Origin of the sequence: Paraniabella aurantiaca, from assembly GCF_050309965.1 — a bacterium.
In the GTDB taxonomy this organism is placed as follows: domain Bacteria; phylum Bacteroidota; class Bacteroidia; order Chitinophagales; family Chitinophagaceae; genus Niabella.
This window is the reverse complement of the sequence record NZ_JBLOSY010000002.1, coordinates 2156424-2177187: the sequence shown is the minus strand read 5'-3', so window position 1 is coordinate 2177187 and position 20764 is coordinate 2156424. Positions and strand designations below refer to the sequence as shown.

Below are 20764 nucleotides of genomic sequence, written 5' to 3'. Positions count from 1 at the left end.
AATACCAGTTAATTTAATTTTATTTGTTTACAACAAACCTATAGGTTCCTGAACCTAATGTAAGAACTGTTTTTCCAGTTGCTACTTCTTTCGCTTTCTCTAACATGGACCCTGATAAAACCTTTCCCGATTCTGTAATAGCTTCTGTATTTCCAGGTAGTGTTATTTCGGCCGTTGTATTTGCAGGAACTGTAATCTTCCACTCCAGGGCACCGGTAGTTTTCCTCCAGTGACTTTTCACTTCGCCATACTTTGTATTCAGGGAGGCGTTTACAAAATCAAGGCCTTCGGGAAACACGGGGTTCATGATAATTTTTTTGAAAGCTATTTCTTTGTCGTCTGCTTTAATACCCGCCAGATATTCATAGTACCATACTATAAGATCCCCCAATAGCATCTGGTGATTACCTGAATTCATCATAGGGTTGGCTGCATCGCCATTCCATAACTCCCAGATGGTTGTAGCCCCTTGCTTTACCATATATCCCCAACTGGGATAAGTGGTATTGGTAGCCAGCTTGTAAGCCAGATCAGCAGCCCCATTGTCACTAAGACCTCTCATGAGCCACATACCTCCAATGATACCGGAATTAATATGATCATTAAAATCTTTAAGACGTGCGCGGATATTGGCGAAGACGGCTGCCTTGTCTTCTTTAGGAACCATTCCAAAACTTAAAGGCAGGAGGTTGGCTGTAACCGTATTATTAGCATAGGATTTGGAACCGGCATTATAAAACTTTTTATTAAAGGCTGTCAACACTCTTTGCGCTATGCTTTCGAAGTTTCGTACATCTGATGTATAACCCAGTCTTTCTGCATACTGCTTCATCAAACCCAGGCAGTGATAGTAATACGCCGAGGCTAGCAGCCCTCCATCTGTAATGCGGCTGGGGTCCTTGGTCCATATCATATCCAATGATTCAGGAGGTACACACCAGTCCCCGTAGTTATCTTTCAAAACAAGATCGTTATCACGATAAGTATCCCACATATATAACATCCATTTTTTCATTGCGGGATATAGTTTCACAAAGCTCTGTTCATCCCCAAACTGTCTTCGCAGCATTTCAGGTATCAATATAAAAGCACTCGGATAAGTGACATTATCTGCGTAGCGGTCCCAGAAACTGGGAGCAATATCGGGGATGCTGCCGGATTCTTTTTGAGCATCCTTTATATCTTCCAGCCATTTGGCATATAAACGGGAGTTGTCGAATATAAAGCTTTCTCCATAAGAACTGATCACCCTGTCACCCAGCCACGCAACCCGTTCATCACGCTGCGGACAATCGGTAGGCATGCCCCTGTAATTACCACGGATGGTCCAGTACGCATTTTTAAAAACAGCATTGATGGTCGCATTAGAGGTTTCAAGGGTTCCGATAGTAGGTATATCATCATATATAACTTTCCCCGAAAAATCTTTTACATCGGGCTGTGTTCGAAGGCCTGATATTTCAACAAAGCGGAAACCATGATAGATAAACCGCGGCTCCCAGCTTTCTATCCCACCGCCTTTTAGTATATAGGTGTCGGTAGCTTTGGCATCCCTTAGATTATCTACATACAGCGAGTCCTCCCCCTTCATCGTTTCGGCAAACCGAAGGCGAACGACATCACCCTTCTCCCCTTTCACATTTATCTCGAGCCAGCCCACCATATTTTGTCCCATATCCAGGATATAGGTTCCTTTCGGCGTTTTGTGTATCGAAACCGGATGTAACACTTCCTTTATCCTTATGTTTTCATTAGGCTGCGCCATTAAACGCACATTCGTACCGGGAGACATTAAATCTGCAGGCTTCCATGCCTGATCGTTATACCCTTGGCTACTCCATTCCGTCAGCTCTTTATTCGCATCATAATCTTCCCCGTCAAATTCATTATTAGCGAGTACCGGCCCGTTGTCGGTAACCTTCCAGCTCTTATCAGAATGCACCCATGCAATAGAGCCATCTTCATACTGAATGCGCATCTGAAGCAGCAGTTGTGGCAATCCATACTGAGACTGGGGTATCTGGGTAAGCGGATTAGGCTTCCCGTGAAAATTACGTACTGCAAAAAAGCGCCCGTTGCCGAGGGTAACACCCAGACAGTTGATTCCCTTTGTTACCAATGGCGTTACATCATAAGTATTGTAAAATATTTTCTTATTGTATTCAGATACCGTGGGAGCTAAAACATCATTACCCACTTTTTTGCCATTCAGAAAAAGCTCATATAAACCCATTCCGCTTATATAAATGGCAGCAGTCTTTATTTTTTTCTCCGACCTAAATTCTTTGCGCAGATAACGTGCAGCCAGCCGGGTTAATGTACTGTCGGGCTGATCATTTTTATTGTAGCTATTCAAGCCAATCCATTGAGCCTGCCAGTCGGTCTGCCGCAATAAACCCATTGTCCAGAATGAAGGCGCGCTGGATATTTCTTCATTATGATTCGTCCACACTTTAACTTTCCAGTATAGCGATTGAAAGGATTGAAGCGGTTTACCTTTATAAACAACATTCAATGATGAGTCCGCTTCTACTTTACCGCTATTCCAGATGTCTGCGTTATCCTTCTCCAGCGCTTCTTTTGAGCTAGCTACTAATAGCTGATACGCCGATTGTTTCACATCCTGTTTACCGGATTGAATTTTCCAGCTAAACCGCGGAGCCAGAACGTCAGCTCCCAGCAAAGTGTCGCGGCCTTCTACCGACAACCTGTTTACCTGCAAGCTTGCCGGCCCTGATGCACATCCGTGGAAAAGCGCAACACAGGCCAGTAATGCCCAGGCAGGAAAAAGTTGAAATAAGTTTCTATTATTCATGTCAACATTAATTTTTAATTATCATTAAGAAAACTTCTATCCTCTATTGTACGCCCTTTTCTACGAAGCCGAGAGCGGACCTATTCACTGTATTTTAATCTTGCCATAATCATTACCTGTCTTTTTGATAATGCCTGGGTACAGTAACCTTATCAGGGTGCTGACTGCGAAATGAGCCGCATGTTGCGCCGGTTTTTTTATAATAGTTAGAGAGACCCGCTGCCTGTACAAATTACTATTGCTTACTGGTTTGGTTTGTATACAAAACTCAATCTTCCCAGTGGCATTACGCTTCCCATAACATAGTATTCCATTATATCGGAAGGTTTTGCCACACCAGCTGCAACCTTGAAGTAGATTTGCGTAAGTTTATTGTTGGTCGCGATTAGCTTCCCTGGAACCTCTATTTGTAATATATTTTGTTGTAACGACCATCTAATATTACCTTCTATTATTTTCTTACGACTTTTATCAAGCCTGCTTAACTGTGCCTTCCCCGTACTCCAGTCTGGTTCGATCACATACTCGTAACCGTTCCAGCCTTTGATAGCCGGCGCATCTGTTCCTATCAACAATTGAAATAATCCGGCGCTGTCCTGCACTTGCACAAAAGGCTTATCAGCCCTGATCAAAAAATAAAAGTTATGAGTATCATGTGCTACCCTTACCTCCTGCAGATTGTTGGCAGGGGCAGGTGCAGCATAAGCTATTTTCTTTGACGCTCCATAATGATCCCTTGCACCCGCTTTTATATTTATATTTCTATAGATAGCTTTAGCTGCTGCCCACTGAGCAGTAGCGCCAAATATATCGATGGTAAAAGGCGCATAGCCAGGATGACTATCTGTTATTCCTTTATAGGCCCTGATATTTTTTATTAATTGTATGTAAAAAGCATCTCCATATCCTCCACGCATTGGCTCTATATCTCTTGAGAACTCTATATCAGCGGCGTCGCAGAGCATATACTCATCGCCATAGGGCTGTTTATAGGCAATCCACTCATTCCATCCTCCCACAAAAATGGTATCGGGGTTTACCTCTAATGCATGGTCCCATTGTTTTTGAAAAAAGCCACCTGTGAGAATATCCTCTTTTATATTTTTTTGAGTACCCGGATCCCAACCACGTCCCCAGTTGATCCAGCCTGATGTTATAGATCGCGACATAGGTACTTTAGGATGGCTGGCCACAGAAACACTCATCGTGTTACCATGTAACGGCTGCGGATATTTCCATTCGATCCATGGAAAGCCATCCTGGTAAATGGAGTCCCCGGGCCATTGCGGCTTTTTAAAATAAAAGAAATCTTTTATCGCCCTCGAATAAGCAACCGGGCGATAGCTGGAATCATTCCGGGACATTGCTTCTGCGATATCATCGGATTCATTGGTGTAGGCAATGATCATGGGTTTTCCGCCTACTCTATACCAGGCTTCGGGATAAAGGTTCGGCTTATACAAATCATTGTATAGCTGCCACGTGGTTTCAAAGGACTTAGAATGGGTGTAAAATACTGCTTTAGGAACTACCCAGCCATCTGACTGTAATTCGGTGATGATACGTAGTACTTTTTCGTATACTGATTTATAGGTAACCCTGTTGGTTAAATCAAAAACAATAAAGTCGACACCTGCTGTAGCAAGCATAGCCATCTGCCGTCGGATTACCCACTCATCGGCCGAATTATAGTACCCCCACAAAGGTTGGCCCCAAAAATGTGCCTGACCGGTGGGGCTAATGGAATCATTTAAATGTTTAAAATCGTACAGGAGTTTAAGCCCGTTGGGCATGGCACTGATAACCGTTGCATCGTATATTCCCGTTGCATAAGGTTGTCCTATCCAGGGCCAGTAAAATATGCCCACCTGTTTGCCCGGCCGGTAGCCTCCAATGGCTGCAAAGCTTCTGCCGAACTGGTCTACTGCCACTACATCGTTTGATGTATGGGGTTGACGGGCAGAGGACGCATGCTGTGCGTGGACAGACGGCACGATCATCAATATCGAAAAGCATATCAGCCAACTTCTCATCGTATTACCATTTTGATCTGAATGCATAGTTACCTGATCCTACTTCATAAACGGCTGAGGCTCCTTCCACCCTAACAAAGCGAATATCTTCTGTTTTGCTTACCGGGCGACCATTCTCTGTTACAGACTTTACATCCTTCGTGGGTATATAAACCGTTGCCACAGCATTAGGCGGTATCGTCACCTGGTATTCGATCGCCCCTTTTGTTTTTTTCCAGGCTGAACTCACTTCGCCTTTTACGGACTGATAGGTTGCCCGGGCGTTCTGCAAATCGTTGGGGATATAAGGGCGTAATACCAATTTGCCAAAGCCGGGTGCCTCTATATTCGGCAGAATACCTGCGATATATTTATACAACCAGGATCCGACGGAGCCCATCATGGGATGATTATGAGAGTTCATGGATCCACCGGTTTCATACTCCCAACGTTCCCATAAAGTGGTAGCACCGTTGGCTAACATATAACCCCAGCTTGGGTAGGTAGTTTGTGTTGCAATTTTGTATGCTGTCTCCAGCTCCCCATGCTCTGTAAGCGCCTCCAGCAAATATTTGGTACATAGATTACCGGTTGTAAGGTGATAGCCTCTTTCTTTTACATCTCTTACGAGATTTGTCACAACACGGGGAAGCCGCTCCTTGGCTGGAGCTCCCAGGAAGATAGCAAAGGAATTGCAGGATTGATTATTCGTCCCGTATCCCCCTTTTGATTCATCCCAGAACTTCGTATTAAAAGCATTCATGGTGTTTGTAGCCAGCTGCTCATACTTATGTTGATCGTCTACATTGCCTAATACTTCCGCCAGTTTCGACATAACCCGTGCACTATAGTAGAGATACCCTGTAGACATTAAATCGCCAGGCGTATTTACAGACAGGGCGCCGTAACTATGGCCTTTGGCTCCAAACTCTGCCGGCGGCGACCAGTCACCATAATAACTGTATTCGAGAATTCCCGCCTTGTTGGTGCGGGTAGTTAAATAATCTACCCAGGCTTTCATGTATGAGTAATTCTTACGAATAATTTCTGTGTTGCCGTAATACTCATAACTCTTCAGGGCCAGTAATAAAAAGCTGACGGAGACAGGGTCGGCAGGTTTTCCCCCAACTTTATAGGGTGCTGTGTCAGTGATCTCACCGTTTTCCGTTTGCGTATCGCAGATATCCTGTATATACTTTGCATAAAAACGATGGAGATTGAAATTGTACATGGCCTGCTCTATCCTTACGGTCAGATCATTCAGCCATCCCATTCTTTCATCGCGTTGGGGGCAATCGGTTGGTATGCTATGCAAATTGGCTGCTTCGGTTCTTTTTACCATCTGGTAAATCCGGTTCAGCAGGTCGTTGCTGCTGCTGAATTGGCCGGCTTCTTCCACATCTGAGCGAACTTTTCTTACTGTCAGATCATCGACAGAAGGCGTACCCGGCCAGCCTTCTATTTGCATATAGCGAAATCCATGATAGGTAAACCGGGGTTCCCATTGTTCTGTTACGCCGCCCTTCAAAATATAGGTATCGGTAGCCCATGCTGTACGCAGGTTTTCCTGGTTTACGGTGCCATCTGGGTACAAAGTTTCGGCAAACTTCAAAGTAATCTTTTGACCTCTTTCGCCTTTTACTTTCAAAGCCACCCAGCCTGCCATATTCTGACCGGCATCCATGATAAATATTCCAGGTTTTATTTCTTTTATTGAAACGGGCTTAAACGATTCTACTACTCTTATTGGCTCCAACTGCTGGGAGGCCATTTTGCCACCCGGCGCCTCTAATACCGGAGCTACGCCCCAGTGTTGGCTGGGCAGCCCTTTAATGATGGTATCAGAAGGCAGATTCCACTCGGGTTTTTCCTGCCGGGCATCGTATACCTCTCCATCTAAAACGCCTGCAGACTGCACCGGGCCCAGGGTTACATTTCTTATAGAGGATGAATTAATTACTTCCATGGTTCCATCTGTAAAATAGAACTCCATTTGCATGCGTAGCTTAGGCATTCCATACCACCCGGGGGCCACAGCAATCACCACTACATTATCTTTTTTTAAGTACTCTTTAATATCATAAGTACTATAGTAGATGGTTTTTGCAAAATCGCTGGTGGCAGGATCCAGCACGTGATCGTTTACCTTTTTACCATTGATCTCCATTTCGCTGTAGCCAATACCCGCCACATAGGCCCTGGCCCTGGCTATTTCTTTTTGAAATGAAAACACACGGCGGAAATAATGTACCCTGCCTATCCAGCCCGATGGAAAGCCTACCCAGTCACCACTCCAGTCAGATTGATGAAGCAAGCCCGTTTCAAAGTACTCCGTGGTGCTTTCGACTTTTGTGTTGTCCAATCCCCACCAGATAACTTTCCAGTAATATCTTTTGCGACTTTCCAAAGTCCTACCCCGATATAGCACGCCTGCCGATTCAGCAGACCGTACCTTTCCGCTATTCCAGATATTTCCGTCGTTGGCTGCCAGCTGCTCCGGACTCTCTGCTACCAATAGCTGATAGGCCGTTTGCTTTACATTACGCCTGGAAGTCTTAAGCTCCCAGCTAAATTGTGGCGTTCTGGAATCCACCCCTATAAAACGAACGGCATTATCCACTTTTAAAGCGGTAAGACTTATTTCATTGGTTGTATTCAGGTTTTTAGCCGTCAGCTGTGATGCAAATGACAACAGGAATAACATAACAAGAAACCATATCCGGTTCCGGAAGATACAATCGTTCATAAAAATATTGTTTAAGGGCCGTGTACTAAGCAAACAGTTTGCGAAGAAACCGGGAGGTTTTTACTGCGTCATTTTGTTGAATCAACGCTTCTATTTCGTCATAATAGCTATCTACGATCTGTTCATATTTTTTCACCCATAAAATGCTTTCTGAAATGGCGTCAATGGCATCTTCTCTGTACGGATACTGATCCATTGATATCCAACCCTGGTAACCGGTTTTTCGTAACCAAAACAGTAACTCCACATAAGTCGTGAAATGCACACTACTTACGATCATATCGTCGTCCCAGGTACCATGATTATCATTAAAGTGCATATGGTATAAAAGATCACCGGCACGCTTGGCAAGCACTACTGCTTCAGACACATTCTCCCCCGCATAAAAGCTATGGCCTGTATCAATTGTAACGCCAACGTTAGCACATCCTGTTTCTTTTGCCGCTAAAATAGTATCCGCCATTCTTGCGTGATAAGAAAAATTACGGGGCTCTTTTGGTTTGTACTCCAAAGCAAAACGGAGTGTAGGAAATTCAGTTGCAACGGCCCTGGTACATTCAGTCAGCCAATCCCGCTCCTGGTTATAATCCGTTGCCAGCAAATAATCATATCCATCTTGTCCCAACCAAAGATTTACAATATCACAATTCATAGCCAGAGCTACTTCGCTCATCTGCCGCAGATAGTCGAGCGCTTGCTGTCTAACCCTGGCATCAATACTGGTAATACTGCCTTTTCCATAAACAGGATTCCCAAAGGTATCAGGAATGATACTGGCGCAGGCTACCCCGGCATCCTCCAACCTCCTGGTCATGTCTCCCACATTATCCGGCCGGATATCCCAGGTACCCACCAATTCTATACCCTGAATATGCGGCATTTTTTCAAGCGCCATTTTCAGCATTTCTTCTGAGCTTGGATTATTTTTATATCCCTGGCAAAAGCGGTCTCTGGTGTTTCCAAGATTACCTAAAATAATTGCGTACTTATTACTCATGGCTACAATTTTGTTATTACGTTAGTATATGCTACATTTTCCATTCATAGTTCTTCCAACGGCTCATTACTTTTCCCAACTCTTCTATCTCGTTATCACTGATGGGAATCATCTCTCCCAAAGATGCTGATAATATTAATGATTTGGCGCTAAACTCAGCAACCTCAAGATAGTCAAAGGCCTGTAATAGTTTATTACCGGTGACTATAGTACATTCATTTCTTAAAATAATTACCGGGGAATCAGTTGATATCATGGATGAAAGGCCCTTTTCATGATCAAACTGACAACCAAAATCGCCTGTTTGCACATCCTGCAGGTATATCCAGGTTTCGGGTATCGTTCTTACATTGAATTTAGCACCGGTTATGGCAAAAGATGTGAGATAAGTGGGCTGTGTGATAATAATGGCATTAATATCCGGATGTTGCTCATAAATAGCCTGGTGCAGGAGCACCGAATGATCAGGTTGTTTCGCGGGATCCTTTTTCCCATTGCTTATTTGTACAATATCCTTCAGCGTAAGATCCCATTTGGAAATTGCATCGGGCGTTATTAAAAACTCCTGTTCATTAACCCTCGTTGACACAGATCCATAAGCGCCTAACATCAATCCCTGCTTACAAGCCCTGTTCACTATTTTAAGTATCTCCGTTCGCTTCTCCCTGCTGACAGATGATAATTCAGTATTTCTTTCCTCCGCATCAGGAAGCTTATTGGAATACTGTTTTAACTGGGCGTCTATTTGTACGTCGTCTAAAGTTGTAACCTGCCCTAATTTATTCCCATATAAAATGGACTTGGCTGTTACCTCAAGCAGTTCAAATTTCTGATAGGCATCTGATATATCAGCCCCTCCTATTACTGTACCGTGATTTTCCATGATCACAATATGTACTCCCTCATGAAATTGATTGGCTATACTATGTCCCAGAGCTTCGGTACCAGGCATTGCATAAGGTGCATAGCCAATTTTTCCACAAAAAGAACGTACCTGAGGGAGCACTTTTGTGTCAGGAACCTGCCTTGCTATGCTGAATGCTACAATTCCGGGAGGGTGCGCATGTACAACGGCCTTTATATCGGGTCGCTTATTATAAATGGCCAGGTGAAATGGATATTCTGAAGAAGGATTGTGATCGCCAATAATGGTTCCGTCTTTTTTTACACATATAATATCCGAGGGTTTTAGCAATCCTTTATCAACGCCGGATGGCGTAATCCAAACGTTATCATCCTCATCTTTTATAGATAAATTTCCACCGGAAGTTGTGGTAAGAACCCTGTCATAAATTCTTTTCATAACCAGCGTAATCTGGTCTCTTGGGTGCATCGTTTTTGTATTCAGCAAGCTCGTCATAATCGAAAAATTATCTTTGTTGACAACAAACTTAAATAACCTGATACTGTTTTCTATCCTGTGTTGACCCGACAAAACAATAAAAAAAATAATTTTTTTTTTGCTGATCAAATTCATGCTTAAGTCTTAAATTGGTGTTTTTTAAACGATGGGTTGTACACGATGAAAAAACAACAACTACTGGATCTGATCCAGATTGACCCCTACTCCAGCACCTCTAAATATCTTCAAATAGTAAACTCTATTCTGAAGGAAATTGAGAAAGGAAACATAAAAGCCGGAGATAGCATGCCTTCTATAAACGAAGCCAGCATAATGCTGGATATAGCGCGGGACACGGTAGAACGGGGATATAAACAGCTAAGAGAACTGGGAGTAATCAAGGCGGTTCCCAGGCGAGGTTATTTTATAGAACATACAGAGTTTAAAAGGCAGCTACGTGTATTTTTACTCTTTAACAAGCTGAGTGCTCCTAAAAAAACCGTATACGATGCGCTGGTCAACGAACTGGGAGATACTGCCAGCATTGATTTCTACATCTACAATAATGATTTCCATTTGTTCAAAAGATTATTGTCCGGTAACAAAGATCATTATACCCATTATGTAATCATACCCCATTTCATTGACGGCGGTGAACGGGCGTATGAAGTAATTGATACTATTCCCAAAGACAAACTGGTATTACTGGACAAATCATTACCCGAAGTAAAAGGTCAGTATAGCTCTATTTATATTGATTATGAAAATGACATTTACGATGCTTTAACTGAAGCCCTGCCAGGCCTTGCCCGCTATCATACAATCAAGCTCATCTTCCCCGACAATAGCTACTTTCCAAAGGAGATCAGGAAAGGCTTCAGGCATTTTTGCCAGGACAATGCCTATAATTACAAAATTATCGGTAGCATAGAAAATGAGCCTGTGAAAGAAGGCGATGTATTTATTAATATGCTTGAAGATGACCTGGTAACATTGATCGAAAAGATAAAACCCACTTCACTCAAAATAGGAGAACAGGTAGGTATCATCTCCTACAATGAAACGCCGGCTAAAAGAGTAATTTTAAATGGCATTACCACGATTTCATCAGATTTTTATGAAATGGGTGTAATGACTGCTCAAACTATTTTATCGGGCTCCTTGCAAAGGCAAAAAGTTCCGTTTAAATTAACCCTTAGGCCATCGCTGTAACTCCCATGGGCTCCTGGCCTGTTTTGTGACCGCCTCATTGACCTGAAACGGGAATTAAAGCAGGTTATTCCTAAACATAATTTTAATGCAGGCAACAGTCGTCAGATCCTCGGGAGCAGCGGGACACAACGGTTATTTACAAAGTGCGCCATAAAAACAAACCGGCTGACAATATCCTGTTTGTGATACGCCAGTAAAGTTTCTAACATTAGTCAACCATCATTTATTACCAATGGTTATGCAATAGCAAAACAATGTCTTGATTAGTTGAGCCATCCCATACTCTTCATCCAGTAAAGACAACTACCCATCCATTCATCCCGCGGGGGCGTATTTTCCAGAAATCCATGATCGCCTTTCGCATAAATATGTATTTCAGCAGCCACACCCTCACTTCTTAATGCATTAAAAAGATCCAATGCATTTTCTACTTTAACCACCTTATCATTTAGTGCATGTGCCAAAAAAACCGCCGGCATTCCCTTGCGTACATTTTTCTCTCCAGAAAAGAAATCGATAATTTGTCCCGTGTAATTTTTGCTCAAAAGATTATCGCGGGACCCTCTATGCCCTGTACTGTCGGAAAAGCTGACTACGGGATTTACCAGGATTAAAAAATCAGGTTTAAGATGATTAGATGGCACGGAAGGAATAAAACTGGTATCATAATGAGTGCCCGCCATCAAAGCCAGGTGTCCGCCGGCAGAAAATCCCATTAACCCAATGGCTTCGGGATTTACAGCCCATTTAGCAGCATTTTTTCTCACCAGGTAAATGGCCTGCTGAAGATCCATGAGTGGCACTATTGACCTGTCATCGAAATAATCTGCCGAGGGCAGTCTATACTTTAGCACAAAAGCTGTTATTCCTTTTTCATTAAGTGTCTTCGCTATTTTTCTTCCCTCGCGCTCGATGAGCAATGTATGATACCCGCCGCCAGGAATAATAATAACAGCCGGAGCACCTTGTTTTACCTTACCCGGCCTGAATATAGAAATCGTAGGAACCGTAACCCTGCTAACCAGGCTGTCTACAACCAGATCATATCTTTTTTCCTCTTCTATCTTTTGGACCTTTGTGCCCGGCGGGCGTCCCTCAAACAAAGGAATTTCCTGAAATAATGGCTGGCTGCAACATATATTTCCTATCAGAAGCGATAGCAGGAAAAATAGACTTCTTCTTTTGACAGAGAACATACCTGCAGTTATCTTCAATAATTTAATCATCCTTCAAATTTACAATTCAACGCGAATGGTGGCCATGCCCCAGGGAAGCATTTTTATGGCTCCGGCAACATGCCTGGTTCATTGAAATCATACTTTCAATAGTAAAACTGATCAGCTTTAGATGAGGCCAACCCTATTTTTTAACCGGACTTGAATTGATAGTCTCCTGACCCTACCCGAACAATAGTATATCCATCCGCCGGTGGCAGCATTTCAACATTCTTGATCGTTCTTACATCTTTTCCCGATTCTGTGACTACCGAACTGCCAGCTGACCATATCCATACATCAGCAGTTGTATTGGGAGGAATGGAAACATTTAAGCTATACACACCAGCTTCCAACTTCCAGGAACTTTTAATTTCACCAGCTACAGAAAGATAACTGCCACGCGCAAAACGAAGATCGCCTGCAGGCTGGGGTTTGATGATTATTTTTTTAAACCCGGGGGCAGCAGCATTGATACCCAGAAGAGACCGGTAAAACCATTCATTAATTGAACCAAACATCGGGTGATTGTGTGAATAGGTATTATCTGAGTACTTCCAGGTTTCCCAAAGAGTGGTAGCTCCACTCCCGATCATATGTCCCCACCCCGGGTAGTCTCTTTGGTTAGCTATCCGGTACGCAAGGTCATTCAGGTTGTTACTTCGTAAAACATCAAACAACATTTTCGTACCGAAAATACCTGTAGATAGATGATGATCTTTTTTTGCAACGGCCTGCTTCATGGCGCTTAATGCGTTATCCTTTGCCGACCTGTCAGCCAGGTTATGCCACAGTCCAAAGAACTGCGCGGATTGTGTACCATTCGCGAAGACGCCACTGGCAGGATTATAAAACTTCCGGATGATGGCCGCTTCTATCAATTTAGATATTTGCTCATACTTTGCAGCATCTTCTTTTCTATCCAAAATCACTGCAAATTCATTCATCAGTTTTACATGTGATAAGTAAAAGCAGGAAGCGGTAAAAGCTACCGGCTTTTCATCCAATGATTCATGATCACTCAGGTCAATATCATATAGATTATCCCTGGCACTATCTATTAAAAAACGCATCTGCTTTTGGAGCGCGGGGTAGTGTTTTTCTATTACTCTTTTATCGCCATAAAAATCAAATACCTGTTTGATAGCATAGGCAAACCCGATTTGAAAACCCAGGGGACCCGATTGATCTCCAGGCCCCGCATCAGCAATACCCATATAGGGGGCTGTTTCAGTAATACCGCCCAAAGGGCGCTGGGCGTCTTCGTGGTCCTGGATTATCTTTTTATAAAAATTGGCCATATTAAAATTATAGCAAAAAGCTTCTGTGGTACAAAACATATCGCCGCCATAGCCAAATTTCTCACGTGCCGGACAATCAGATTGAACGCTGAACAGATTGCTTAAAAAAGTCCATCTTATATTTTCTGCCAGCTGATTGAACATGCGATTCGAGCATTCAAATTTTCCTGTTTGTTCTACGGCAGCGCTCATTCTCAGGCCCTCTATATCGGAAAGCTGCGGAACTCCGGGCCAGCCTTTTATTTCAACGTAACGAAAACCATGAAAGGTAAAACGGGGATTCCAGATTTCGATACCGTTGCCTGATGCTATATAGCTATCTTCCTGCCAGGCAATTTGCGGAGCGCCCGGCCCACCATTACCGTTTTTTACCTGCCCTGCTACTGAAGTCATGCCGTTAAGGCTACCGTCTTTATATACCTCTTCTCCATACCGCAATACCACCCTGGTACCTGCCGCTGCCTTAAGCCTGATACGGGCCACCCCGGCAAAATTTTGTCCCATATCCGCGAGATACACTCCTGGCTTTATTTCCGCTATTTTAACGGGTCTCACTATCTTAGTAACTTCAACACCCGGTTGCAATTGTGCTTTTAATTTTCCTAACGTGCCGTTTACTATAACCGCTGGTTTGGCTGTTGCCCATACCCCCTGATTCCCCTGCCAGTTATCGATTTGTTTTCTTGCATCATAATACTCTCCTAAAAAAACATTATTTCTTAGCACAGGACCACCTACTGTTTGCCAGCTCTGATCCGTACTAATTTCTTCCTTAGAACCATCTGAATAAGCGATCCGGATCATGGCTTTTAAACAGGGTTCTCCAATGGCCAGGCGTTCCCTTAAATTATGTACGCCCCACATGCGTAGCGGAAGCGGGTTGTACCAACCATTGCCTAACATAACCCCTGCTGCATTAATACCCTCTTTCAGCATAGATGTAATATCCATCGACCGGTACAAAACCGTTTTGTCAAAACTGGTCCAGCCCGGCGCCAGCATCTCCCTTCCGACTTTATTTCCGTTAATTAAAGCTTCGTAATATCCCAGCCCCGCAATATACAAGCGGGCGGCAGTAACTTTCTTATGAAGTGCAAAGGTTTTCCTGAACACCGGTGCTGCCCGGTCTTTATAAAAATCAGCGTCCTGCTCCGGCGCTTTTCTGCCATCGCCGATCCAACTACCCTTCCAATGGCTTGCAGATAGCGCAGCAGTTTCAAACCAGACAGTTTTGCTCCAGGGAGAAGGTTTTCCATCCTGGTCGTAAACACGTACCTTCCAGTAATAGCGGGTAAAAGATGAAAGCGGTTTGCCAGAATACAAAATCAAATTGCTTTTTGATGATTCTGTTTTACCCGAAACCCACATGCTGTTTGCTGAACTATAAACACTGTCCCTGCTTACTCTTACCTCATAGAAACGCTGCTTCCTGTTTTGCCCCTCTGCTCTAAAACCCCAACTAAGTGAAGGCTTATCAATATCAATTCCCAGTGGATTCTCAATTAACTCGCACCGCAGATTATCAGGAAATAAAGTTTGTGCTCTTACATTAAATCCGCCCAAAACAATAAAAAGCGTACAAGCCAAATAAATGCCCGGCTTAGTAGTTGCCTTTACACGCGCCTGGCTGGCACCTTTTGGGTTCAACCCTATGCGGCGGACCCCAGCAGCAAAAGAAACATGTCTTCTCAAAAAAAACAGGATACTTCTATCTTTAAAAAAACTGCTAACAATTCTTCTGCTATTCATTTATCATCATTTTATTAAAAACTATATAAGGGCAGGATACCGATGTAAGATAAACGGGGCCGCGGGTATAGGAAGGTGGATGAAAGCATTCCAGCGGTCCTGCAAAGCCACTACCTCTGCGATAATCTGTTAGCCTCAACTCTGTAATGTAGTCCTGCGCCAACTTACGGGCACTTGCCTTATCGGTTTTTGAAATGGCATACGCCACCCAACCCGTTGCAGTGAACCAATATGCGCCGTTTTGATAACTATTTAAGGTGGTTTCGGGTATAGCTCCCTCCCATGATGTAGTGCTGCTGAAATCATCCGTTTTCATTACATGACGGATGGCTCCTTTATAAGCCAGATTGCCGGTTTTATAAGCAATAGCCAATACCTGCGATGCCTTGTTTGCAAGGGAAGATGGTAGTAGGTTCATGTATACGGCCAGTGCCGTACCCCAAACATCCCTTTGAGCACTCTTGCCTGTTGAAGCACGTAGCATACCGTCCTCATCAGCAAACTTCGGGGCAATAGCCGCCTTGATAGCGGTTGCTATATCTTTATATTTTAAGGCTTTCTTCGTATTTCCACTTTTCTTAAATAGTTCCGAGAGTTCTAAAGCAGCTTCGTATTTCAGCAGGGATGGATACAGCAAATCACCGGTAATATGTATGGCATCCCGGAAGCCGAAATCTACGGCCCTGTAGTTTTCAATACTATGTACAATATGTAATTTCCGGTCTGATGGTGGCACATGAAAAGCTGTTTCCAGTCTGCTGATTAGTGAAATCCCGTTAATTTCTGTATTAAGCATTTTCAGGTCGGCCGTGCTTTTCACGTAATGATAAGCCATCTTAATAAAATAAAACTGGTCGCAGTAAGGAGGGAACATTCCAAATGCATGCGTACCCTGTTGCTCCAATTCATAAGTACCTGCGAAATAAACCGGCATGCTATTATCAACAAGTATATGATCTGCGATGGCGCCATAAGGAACCATACTTCCCCCTTTGGTGATCCAGGTTTGGTCACACTGTGTGGCTGCTGTAAGCTTTAGCATATGTCGTTGTTCTTCTGCTGACACCATACCGGTTTCGAGGCTCATAGCATAATCCCGGATCCAAAAAGCCGGGTAAGTTGCTCTGCCTCCCGGCCTGATCAAGGTTCCTCCGGTATTGTTCATCCCAAAACCAGGAGGCATCAACTGTGCCGGACGGATGCGTGAGCTATCCAACACCGCTCTCGTAATGCCCTTTAAATAAACAAGATCTTCTTTTGAAATAATATTGCTATTTTGTGCGATAGCCTCCGCCTTCCAAATGAGTAAAATCAAAAAGAAGACAATGCCGGGTTGTTTACTGTTGAATACCATTTAAAAAGTCTTTTTAATCAGATGAACAGTGGAAGGAGTCAAATTCAATAAGTGCCTCCTTCAATTGCGTACAATTTCCCCTCACCCGGCAGCAGATCAGCTGTAAATGCCTTGCCCGGCTTATAAAAAACCCGGTGCTGCTTCCCATCAAGGGTTGATACATAACGTAATTTCTTAACGCTGTTACCGATTGTAAATAAAATAGATTCTGATGTTTTCAGAGACTTGTTCACTACCATCACAAATGATTGTTGGGTTTGGGGATTTTTAAAATGTGTAATAATAAACCGTTTGTTTTTGTCAACCGGTTGCCAGAAAAAAGACTCCGGAACTGTTAATCCGTCCGTTCCGTCAGTTGCATCAGAATGATATACCTCAATAGCATCCAGCTTACCGATGGTTTTGCCTAACTGCCGGAGCGAAGCGTTAAGTTGTTTAAAGGGTATGTACAGATCGGTTTTATGACCCATACTATCAATAATGGCATTCATAAAACGTTCTACCGGCTGCCGCACCGGCGTGTTATAAGTAAACCATACCAGGTTTTTTATACCATAGGCCAGGCCTGTGTAGGCGCTATAACGCAGCTCACTACTGTCCGGGCGGCGATATGCATGGATGATCCCCATTGATTGGGGGTACATAGAAGTTTTGATACCATGCTTCAGCCCGGCTCGCCTGATTATATCCAGGTTTTTAAAATATGCACCACCAAAGCTTCCGTTGGCTAACAAAGGATAATGATCAAAAGAAAGAAGCTTTAGATTCTCCTTACCAACTGTTTTGATCCATGCTTCTACATAGTTTTCTTCGTAATCGGGATAAACAGGACTTGGAAATAAATTTACTGAAGGTGTACGTTCCGGATCATATTTCAGAATGGCCTTATAAGCTTTAGCGGGCCATTCCAGGTCATCCTTTCCCGGTTCGTCTACTATAAAATACCCGGCAACCCCAGGGTGTTGCTTGTAAGCTTTTACCATTGCAGCGATATCCGTTTCGTTACCTCTAACCCGCGGGTCTCTGACAAAATAGCGAACCCCGTTCCTGGCGGCCAGGTCCAATATTGCAAGATTTCGCCGCTCAGCAGTCGCTACATCCTTATTGAAGTCCATAACAGGGTCGCCTATAAATTGGATAAAATCTACATTAGCCTCTTTAATCCAGCGGAACTGCTCGTCGTTGGCGAGGTTCTGAGTGGGTCCGTAAAAAATACCGATAGAAAAAGCATTGGGTGTAGCCGTTTTCGATCTCTGTGCATTTGCAGTAAAAAAAGAACTACAGGTTACTGCAATACAGGCTAAAATTTTAATGTTCATTGCTTTTGAAAAAAGAAAGGTTTGGTAAATCATTTTGCTGAGCCATTTCAATCGGCTCCTGGCACTCTGTATACAAATTGTTTACGATTATATGCATCTACAACATGGTACTAAGCCTTAGCACTGACTTATGCGATCACAGCTGTTCCTGTCAGGGTGTGCCGAGATTAGCCATCAGCTCAATTTCCATGACATGAAATGCCCCAACGGTTTTTCGATCCCATGCTTCCTGTACCTGTATCCTCATATACCTGTAAGCTTTGGCTCCCTTAGGAATCATAAATAGTTCGCCCTGTGTGAAATTATGCGTGCCGGAAGTAAAATCTCCCAGTTTTGTCCAATTGCTCCATTCGGATGCCAGGGTGTTAGACCCCCATAAAGAAAACCTTCTCATATTACCTCCCAGGTACTGTTGTCCCTGTCGTTGCCAGGTTCTGAAAGAATACAAAGAACGATTAGTTACTCCCAAATCGAAAGTAATATGCTGAGGCATGGGTGCATCTGCCGTATGAAATCCCGGCTCGGCATTCGTTTTACCATCCCACATATTACGCATGGCCCATCCCCAGGCTTCGTTCGCATCGCCTGTAAGCTTTAGAGGAGCAAATTTTGTTCTGTCAAGCCGGTACACTACATTCCCGGGTTCAATAAGCACCTGTGCGGTTTTCAACGTATCAATAGAAGTAGTATCAGCCAGATATAATGTTGTATAGGTTATGCCAGTCCCTTCTTTGTAATCATCGACAGCGGTTTCAGTGGCAGCAGGATTAACAAATAGCTTTTTCTCGCTGCCCTGCTTGCTGGTATAGCTTAGCTGAAGACCAATGCTGCCATTATAGGTATCAGCACCACCCCATGTAAACTTGAGGATGCCGTTTGCATCATCAATAAAACTGTTGATCAACGGACGGTTAAACATATTTGACAAAAAAGTTTGTCCTACCGATCTCCCCTGCACTTCTACCGGAACCGATCGGTTACCCAGATCATCAAAAGTTCGTATGATAAAAGAGTAATTGCCTTCAGGTATACTTAAAAAATAAGATACCGAATCAATACCGGCGGGTATCTTCAACTCAACAGAATCTGCATAATTATTCCAGTAAATACGGGCTTTCGTAACGTTAGGATCAACGGGGGCTGACCATACAAATTTAACACGGCTTAATCCCGTGAAAGTTGCTACATTTTTAGCACGCTCTACATAAGTCACTCCACCTGGAATCACATATTCTTTATATGTATCATCCATTTTTTTGCAACCGGCAACTAATACCAGTGCGACAATAAAATAGTATATGCTTATTTTCATTCTTAGATGATTTATATTTCTTGATCGAATTCACCATTAGGATTTCGTTTGCCGTAGTGAGTTTCCGAATGCCCATTGTTTGAAATCCGGCTCCTACGGTTTTTGTTCATTTACCTTATTTACTATATATAATTATTTCCCTTCCTGTCCCCATAAAGTAAGCTCCTGTATTACTACCTGCACCTGACCACTGGAGATACCCCAGGTATTCAAGGTTTTAAAACGAATATATCTTACCGTTGGAATACCTGCTTCGAAGTCAAATTCTTCCCCCTTGTTCAGCGCATAATCCCTGTCTTCAGCAGTTACCGGGCCTTCCCCCGACGGCTTAAAAGATTTGAAAGTCCCCAATTTCTGCCAGTTATCGCGGTAGATCCTGTTAGGTAAATCCACGTAATCTCCGTCGGGATTGACGGTGTTCGCTCCCCATATTTCGAAATCTTTGGGATGCGAACCACCATAGGCCGCTTCGGGATGCAACCAGGTTCTCATACGGCTAATCGCTACAGGCCTGCCGAGGTCAATTGTGAAAGTGTGGGGTAACTGGTAGTTCCTGGTGGCAAAAAGACAGCAATAGCCAAAACCGCCGTCAAATATTTTACGGAGAGGATAGCTTTCCACATACTCGTAAGTGTCGCCGGGCAACTCCAACGCCCTCCAACTTCCTTTGTCTATCAGTTTTTCAAACCAGGGTTTTATATTAGATTTTTTCTGTACCGTTTTGTTGTTCCACCGATCTCTTAATAATACTGCGATCTTTTTTTCAGTGGTATCCATCCCCCTGACTGAAAAATTAATGTTATCGGCTGCGGTGTAGTACGTAGTCAATTCTGTATAATTACCATTGTTAAGCGTATCCTGCATAATCACTACCGCCAGATTGGAACGCTCGGGATTTTGTAGTTTTATATTGATTCCTCCAAAAGTTCCGGCAATTTGCAGGGTTTCGTAAGCAGACTGGATAACGGGTTGAAGGGGCTTCACCTTTACAATAAGCGGTTCGGATTCTTTTTCATTCTTACCCACGCTATACAACTTCACATCGTACTCATTAGTATCTCCAAATCCTTCCACCTTTAGAGTGTCTGTATAATAAGAGGCTTTTACCTCCCACCTGGAGCCTGATGTGGTTTCATATACAGCCTTAATATATCTTAGATTGGGATCTTTAGGGATTTTATACACCAGGTGTGCTCCCCCACTTTTAGGTATTACCAACACATTGCTCACCTGCTCTGGTGCCGGTGCGTTGGCATCTGTATAGTTCACGTATTCTTCATTGCGGTTGCAGTTAAAGGCCAGCATTGAAAGAAGTACCAAAAACAATATCTGATATTTTTTTTCCATCATTTAGAAAATTTTTTTGTTATAAAAGCGCTGTGGTCTGATAT

Annotated in this window: 12 protein-coding genes; 1 reads left to right on the top strand and 11 read right to left on the bottom strand. The window is 43.4% G+C overall.

Annotated features, from left to right (window positions below):
- Window positions 1-19: 19 nt before the first annotated feature.
- From ACLOAU_RS23160 to ACLOAU_RS23140, 5 genes are all read right to left on the bottom strand, one after another.
- A complete protein-coding gene (locus ACLOAU_RS23160) occupies window positions 20-2815 on the bottom strand; it encodes an alpha-L-rhamnosidase (RefSeq protein WP_427864288.1) in 2796 nt (931 codons plus the stop codon).
- A gap of 242 nt (window positions 2816-3057) precedes the next feature.
- The gene (locus ACLOAU_RS23155; protein WP_427864287.1) at window positions 3058-4848 is read right to left on the bottom strand and encodes a glycoside hydrolase family 71/99 protein; all 1791 of its coding nucleotides are present in this window, start codon (window positions 4846-4848) and stop codon (window positions 3058-3060) included.
- A gap of 4 nt (window positions 4849-4852) precedes the next feature.
- Window positions 4853-7573 (bottom strand): alpha-L-rhamnosidase, encoded by a 2721-nt coding sequence (locus ACLOAU_RS23150; protein ID WP_427864286.1) that lies wholly within the window; start codon window positions 7571-7573, stop codon window positions 4853-4855.
- Between the two features lie 25 nt (window positions 7574-7598).
- Window positions 7599-8570 (bottom strand): sugar phosphate isomerase/epimerase family protein, encoded by a 972-nt coding sequence (locus tag ACLOAU_RS23145; RefSeq protein WP_427864285.1) that lies wholly within the window; start codon window positions 8568-8570, stop codon window positions 7599-7601.
- Between the two features lie 31 nt (window positions 8571-8601).
- On the bottom strand, window positions 8602-9930 hold the full coding sequence (locus ACLOAU_RS23140; protein ID WP_427864284.1) for a class II aldolase/adducin family protein: 1329 nt from the start codon (window positions 9928-9930) through the stop codon (window positions 8602-8604).
- A gap of 162 nt (window positions 9931-10092) precedes the next feature.
- On the opposite strand from ACLOAU_RS23140, the gene ACLOAU_RS23135 reads away from it, so the two are divergent.
- A complete protein-coding gene (locus ACLOAU_RS23135) occupies window positions 10093-11124 on the top strand; it encodes a GntR family transcriptional regulator (protein ID WP_427864283.1) in 1032 nt (343 codons plus the stop codon).
- A 263-nt stretch (window positions 11125-11387) separates the two neighbouring features.
- Here the strand turns inward: ACLOAU_RS23135 and ACLOAU_RS23130 are convergent, their stop codons facing one another.
- From ACLOAU_RS23130 to ACLOAU_RS23105, 6 genes are all read right to left on the bottom strand, one after another.
- Entirely contained in the window at window positions 11388-12350 is a 963-nt protein-coding gene (locus tag ACLOAU_RS23130) for an alpha/beta hydrolase (RefSeq protein ID WP_427864282.1), read from the bottom strand.
- A gap of 140 nt (window positions 12351-12490) precedes the next feature.
- Window positions 12491-15388, bottom strand: coding sequence for a family 78 glycoside hydrolase catalytic domain (locus ACLOAU_RS23125; RefSeq protein ID WP_427864281.1), 2898 nt, complete (start codon window positions 15386-15388; stop codon window positions 12491-12493).
- Entirely contained in the window at window positions 15381-16742 is a 1362-nt protein-coding gene (locus ACLOAU_RS23120) for a hypothetical protein (protein ID WP_427864280.1), read from the bottom strand. Before ACLOAU_RS23120 ends, ACLOAU_RS23125 begins: the two co-directional genes overlap by 8 nt.
- Before the next feature lie 44 nt (window positions 16743-16786).
- The gene (locus ACLOAU_RS23115; protein ID WP_427864279.1) at window positions 16787-18061 is read right to left on the bottom strand and encodes a hypothetical protein; all 1275 of its coding nucleotides are present in this window, start codon (window positions 18059-18061) and stop codon (window positions 16787-16789) included.
- Window positions 18062-18212: 151 nt separating this feature from the next.
- Entirely contained in the window at window positions 18213-19373 is a 1161-nt protein-coding gene (locus ACLOAU_RS23110) for a DUF4998 domain-containing protein (RefSeq protein ID WP_427864278.1), read from the bottom strand.
- Between the two features lie 132 nt (window positions 19374-19505).
- Complete coding sequence (locus tag ACLOAU_RS23105) at window positions 19506-20723, bottom strand: DUF4959 domain-containing protein (protein ID WP_427864277.1); 1218 nt, start codon at window positions 20721-20723, stop codon at window positions 19506-19508.
- Window positions 20724-20764 lie beyond the last annotated feature (41 nt).

Excerpts from the sequence above, each read along its gene's own strand:
- ACLOAU_RS23155 (WP_427864287.1), bottom strand. The coding sequence starts at position 4,848 with ATGAGAAGTTGGCTGATATGCTTTTCGATATTGATGATCGTGCCGTCT.
- ACLOAU_RS23160 (WP_427864288.1), bottom strand. The coding sequence starts at position 2,815 with ATGAATAATAGAAACTTATTTCAACTTTTTCCTGCCTGGGCATTACTG.
- ACLOAU_RS23105 (WP_427864277.1), bottom strand. The coding sequence starts at position 20,723 with ATGATGGAAAAAAAATATCAGATATTGTTTTTGGTACTTCTTTCAATG.
- ACLOAU_RS23145 (WP_427864285.1), bottom strand. The coding sequence starts at position 8,570 with ATGAGTAATAAGTACGCAATTATTTTAGGTAATCTTGGAAACACCAGA.
- ACLOAU_RS23135 (WP_427864283.1), top strand. The coding sequence starts at position 10,093 with ATGAAAAAACAACAACTACTGGATCTGATCCAGATTGACCCCTACTCC.
- ACLOAU_RS23125 (WP_427864281.1), bottom strand. The coding sequence starts at position 15,388 with ATGAATAGCAGAAGAATTGTTAGCAGTTTTTTTAAAGATAGAAGTATC.
- ACLOAU_RS23130 (WP_427864282.1), bottom strand. The coding sequence starts at position 12,350 with ATGATTAAATTATTGAAGATAACTGCAGGTATGTTCTCTGTCAAAAGA.
- ACLOAU_RS23115 (WP_427864279.1), bottom strand. The coding sequence starts at position 18,061 with ATGAACATTAAAATTTTAGCCTGTATTGCAGTAACCTGTAGTTCTTTT.
- ACLOAU_RS23110 (WP_427864278.1), bottom strand. The coding sequence starts at position 19,373 with ATGAAAATAAGCATATACTATTTTATTGTCGCACTGGTATTAGTTGCC.
- ACLOAU_RS23150 (WP_427864286.1), bottom strand. The coding sequence starts at position 7,573 with ATGAACGATTGTATCTTCCGGAACCGGATATGGTTTCTTGTTATGTTA.
- ACLOAU_RS23120 (WP_427864280.1), bottom strand. The coding sequence starts at position 16,742 with ATGGTATTCAACAGTAAACAACCCGGCATTGTCTTCTTTTTGATTTTA.
- ACLOAU_RS23140 (WP_427864284.1), bottom strand. The coding sequence starts at position 9,930 with ATGACGAGCTTGCTGAATACAAAAACGATGCACCCAAGAGACCAGATT.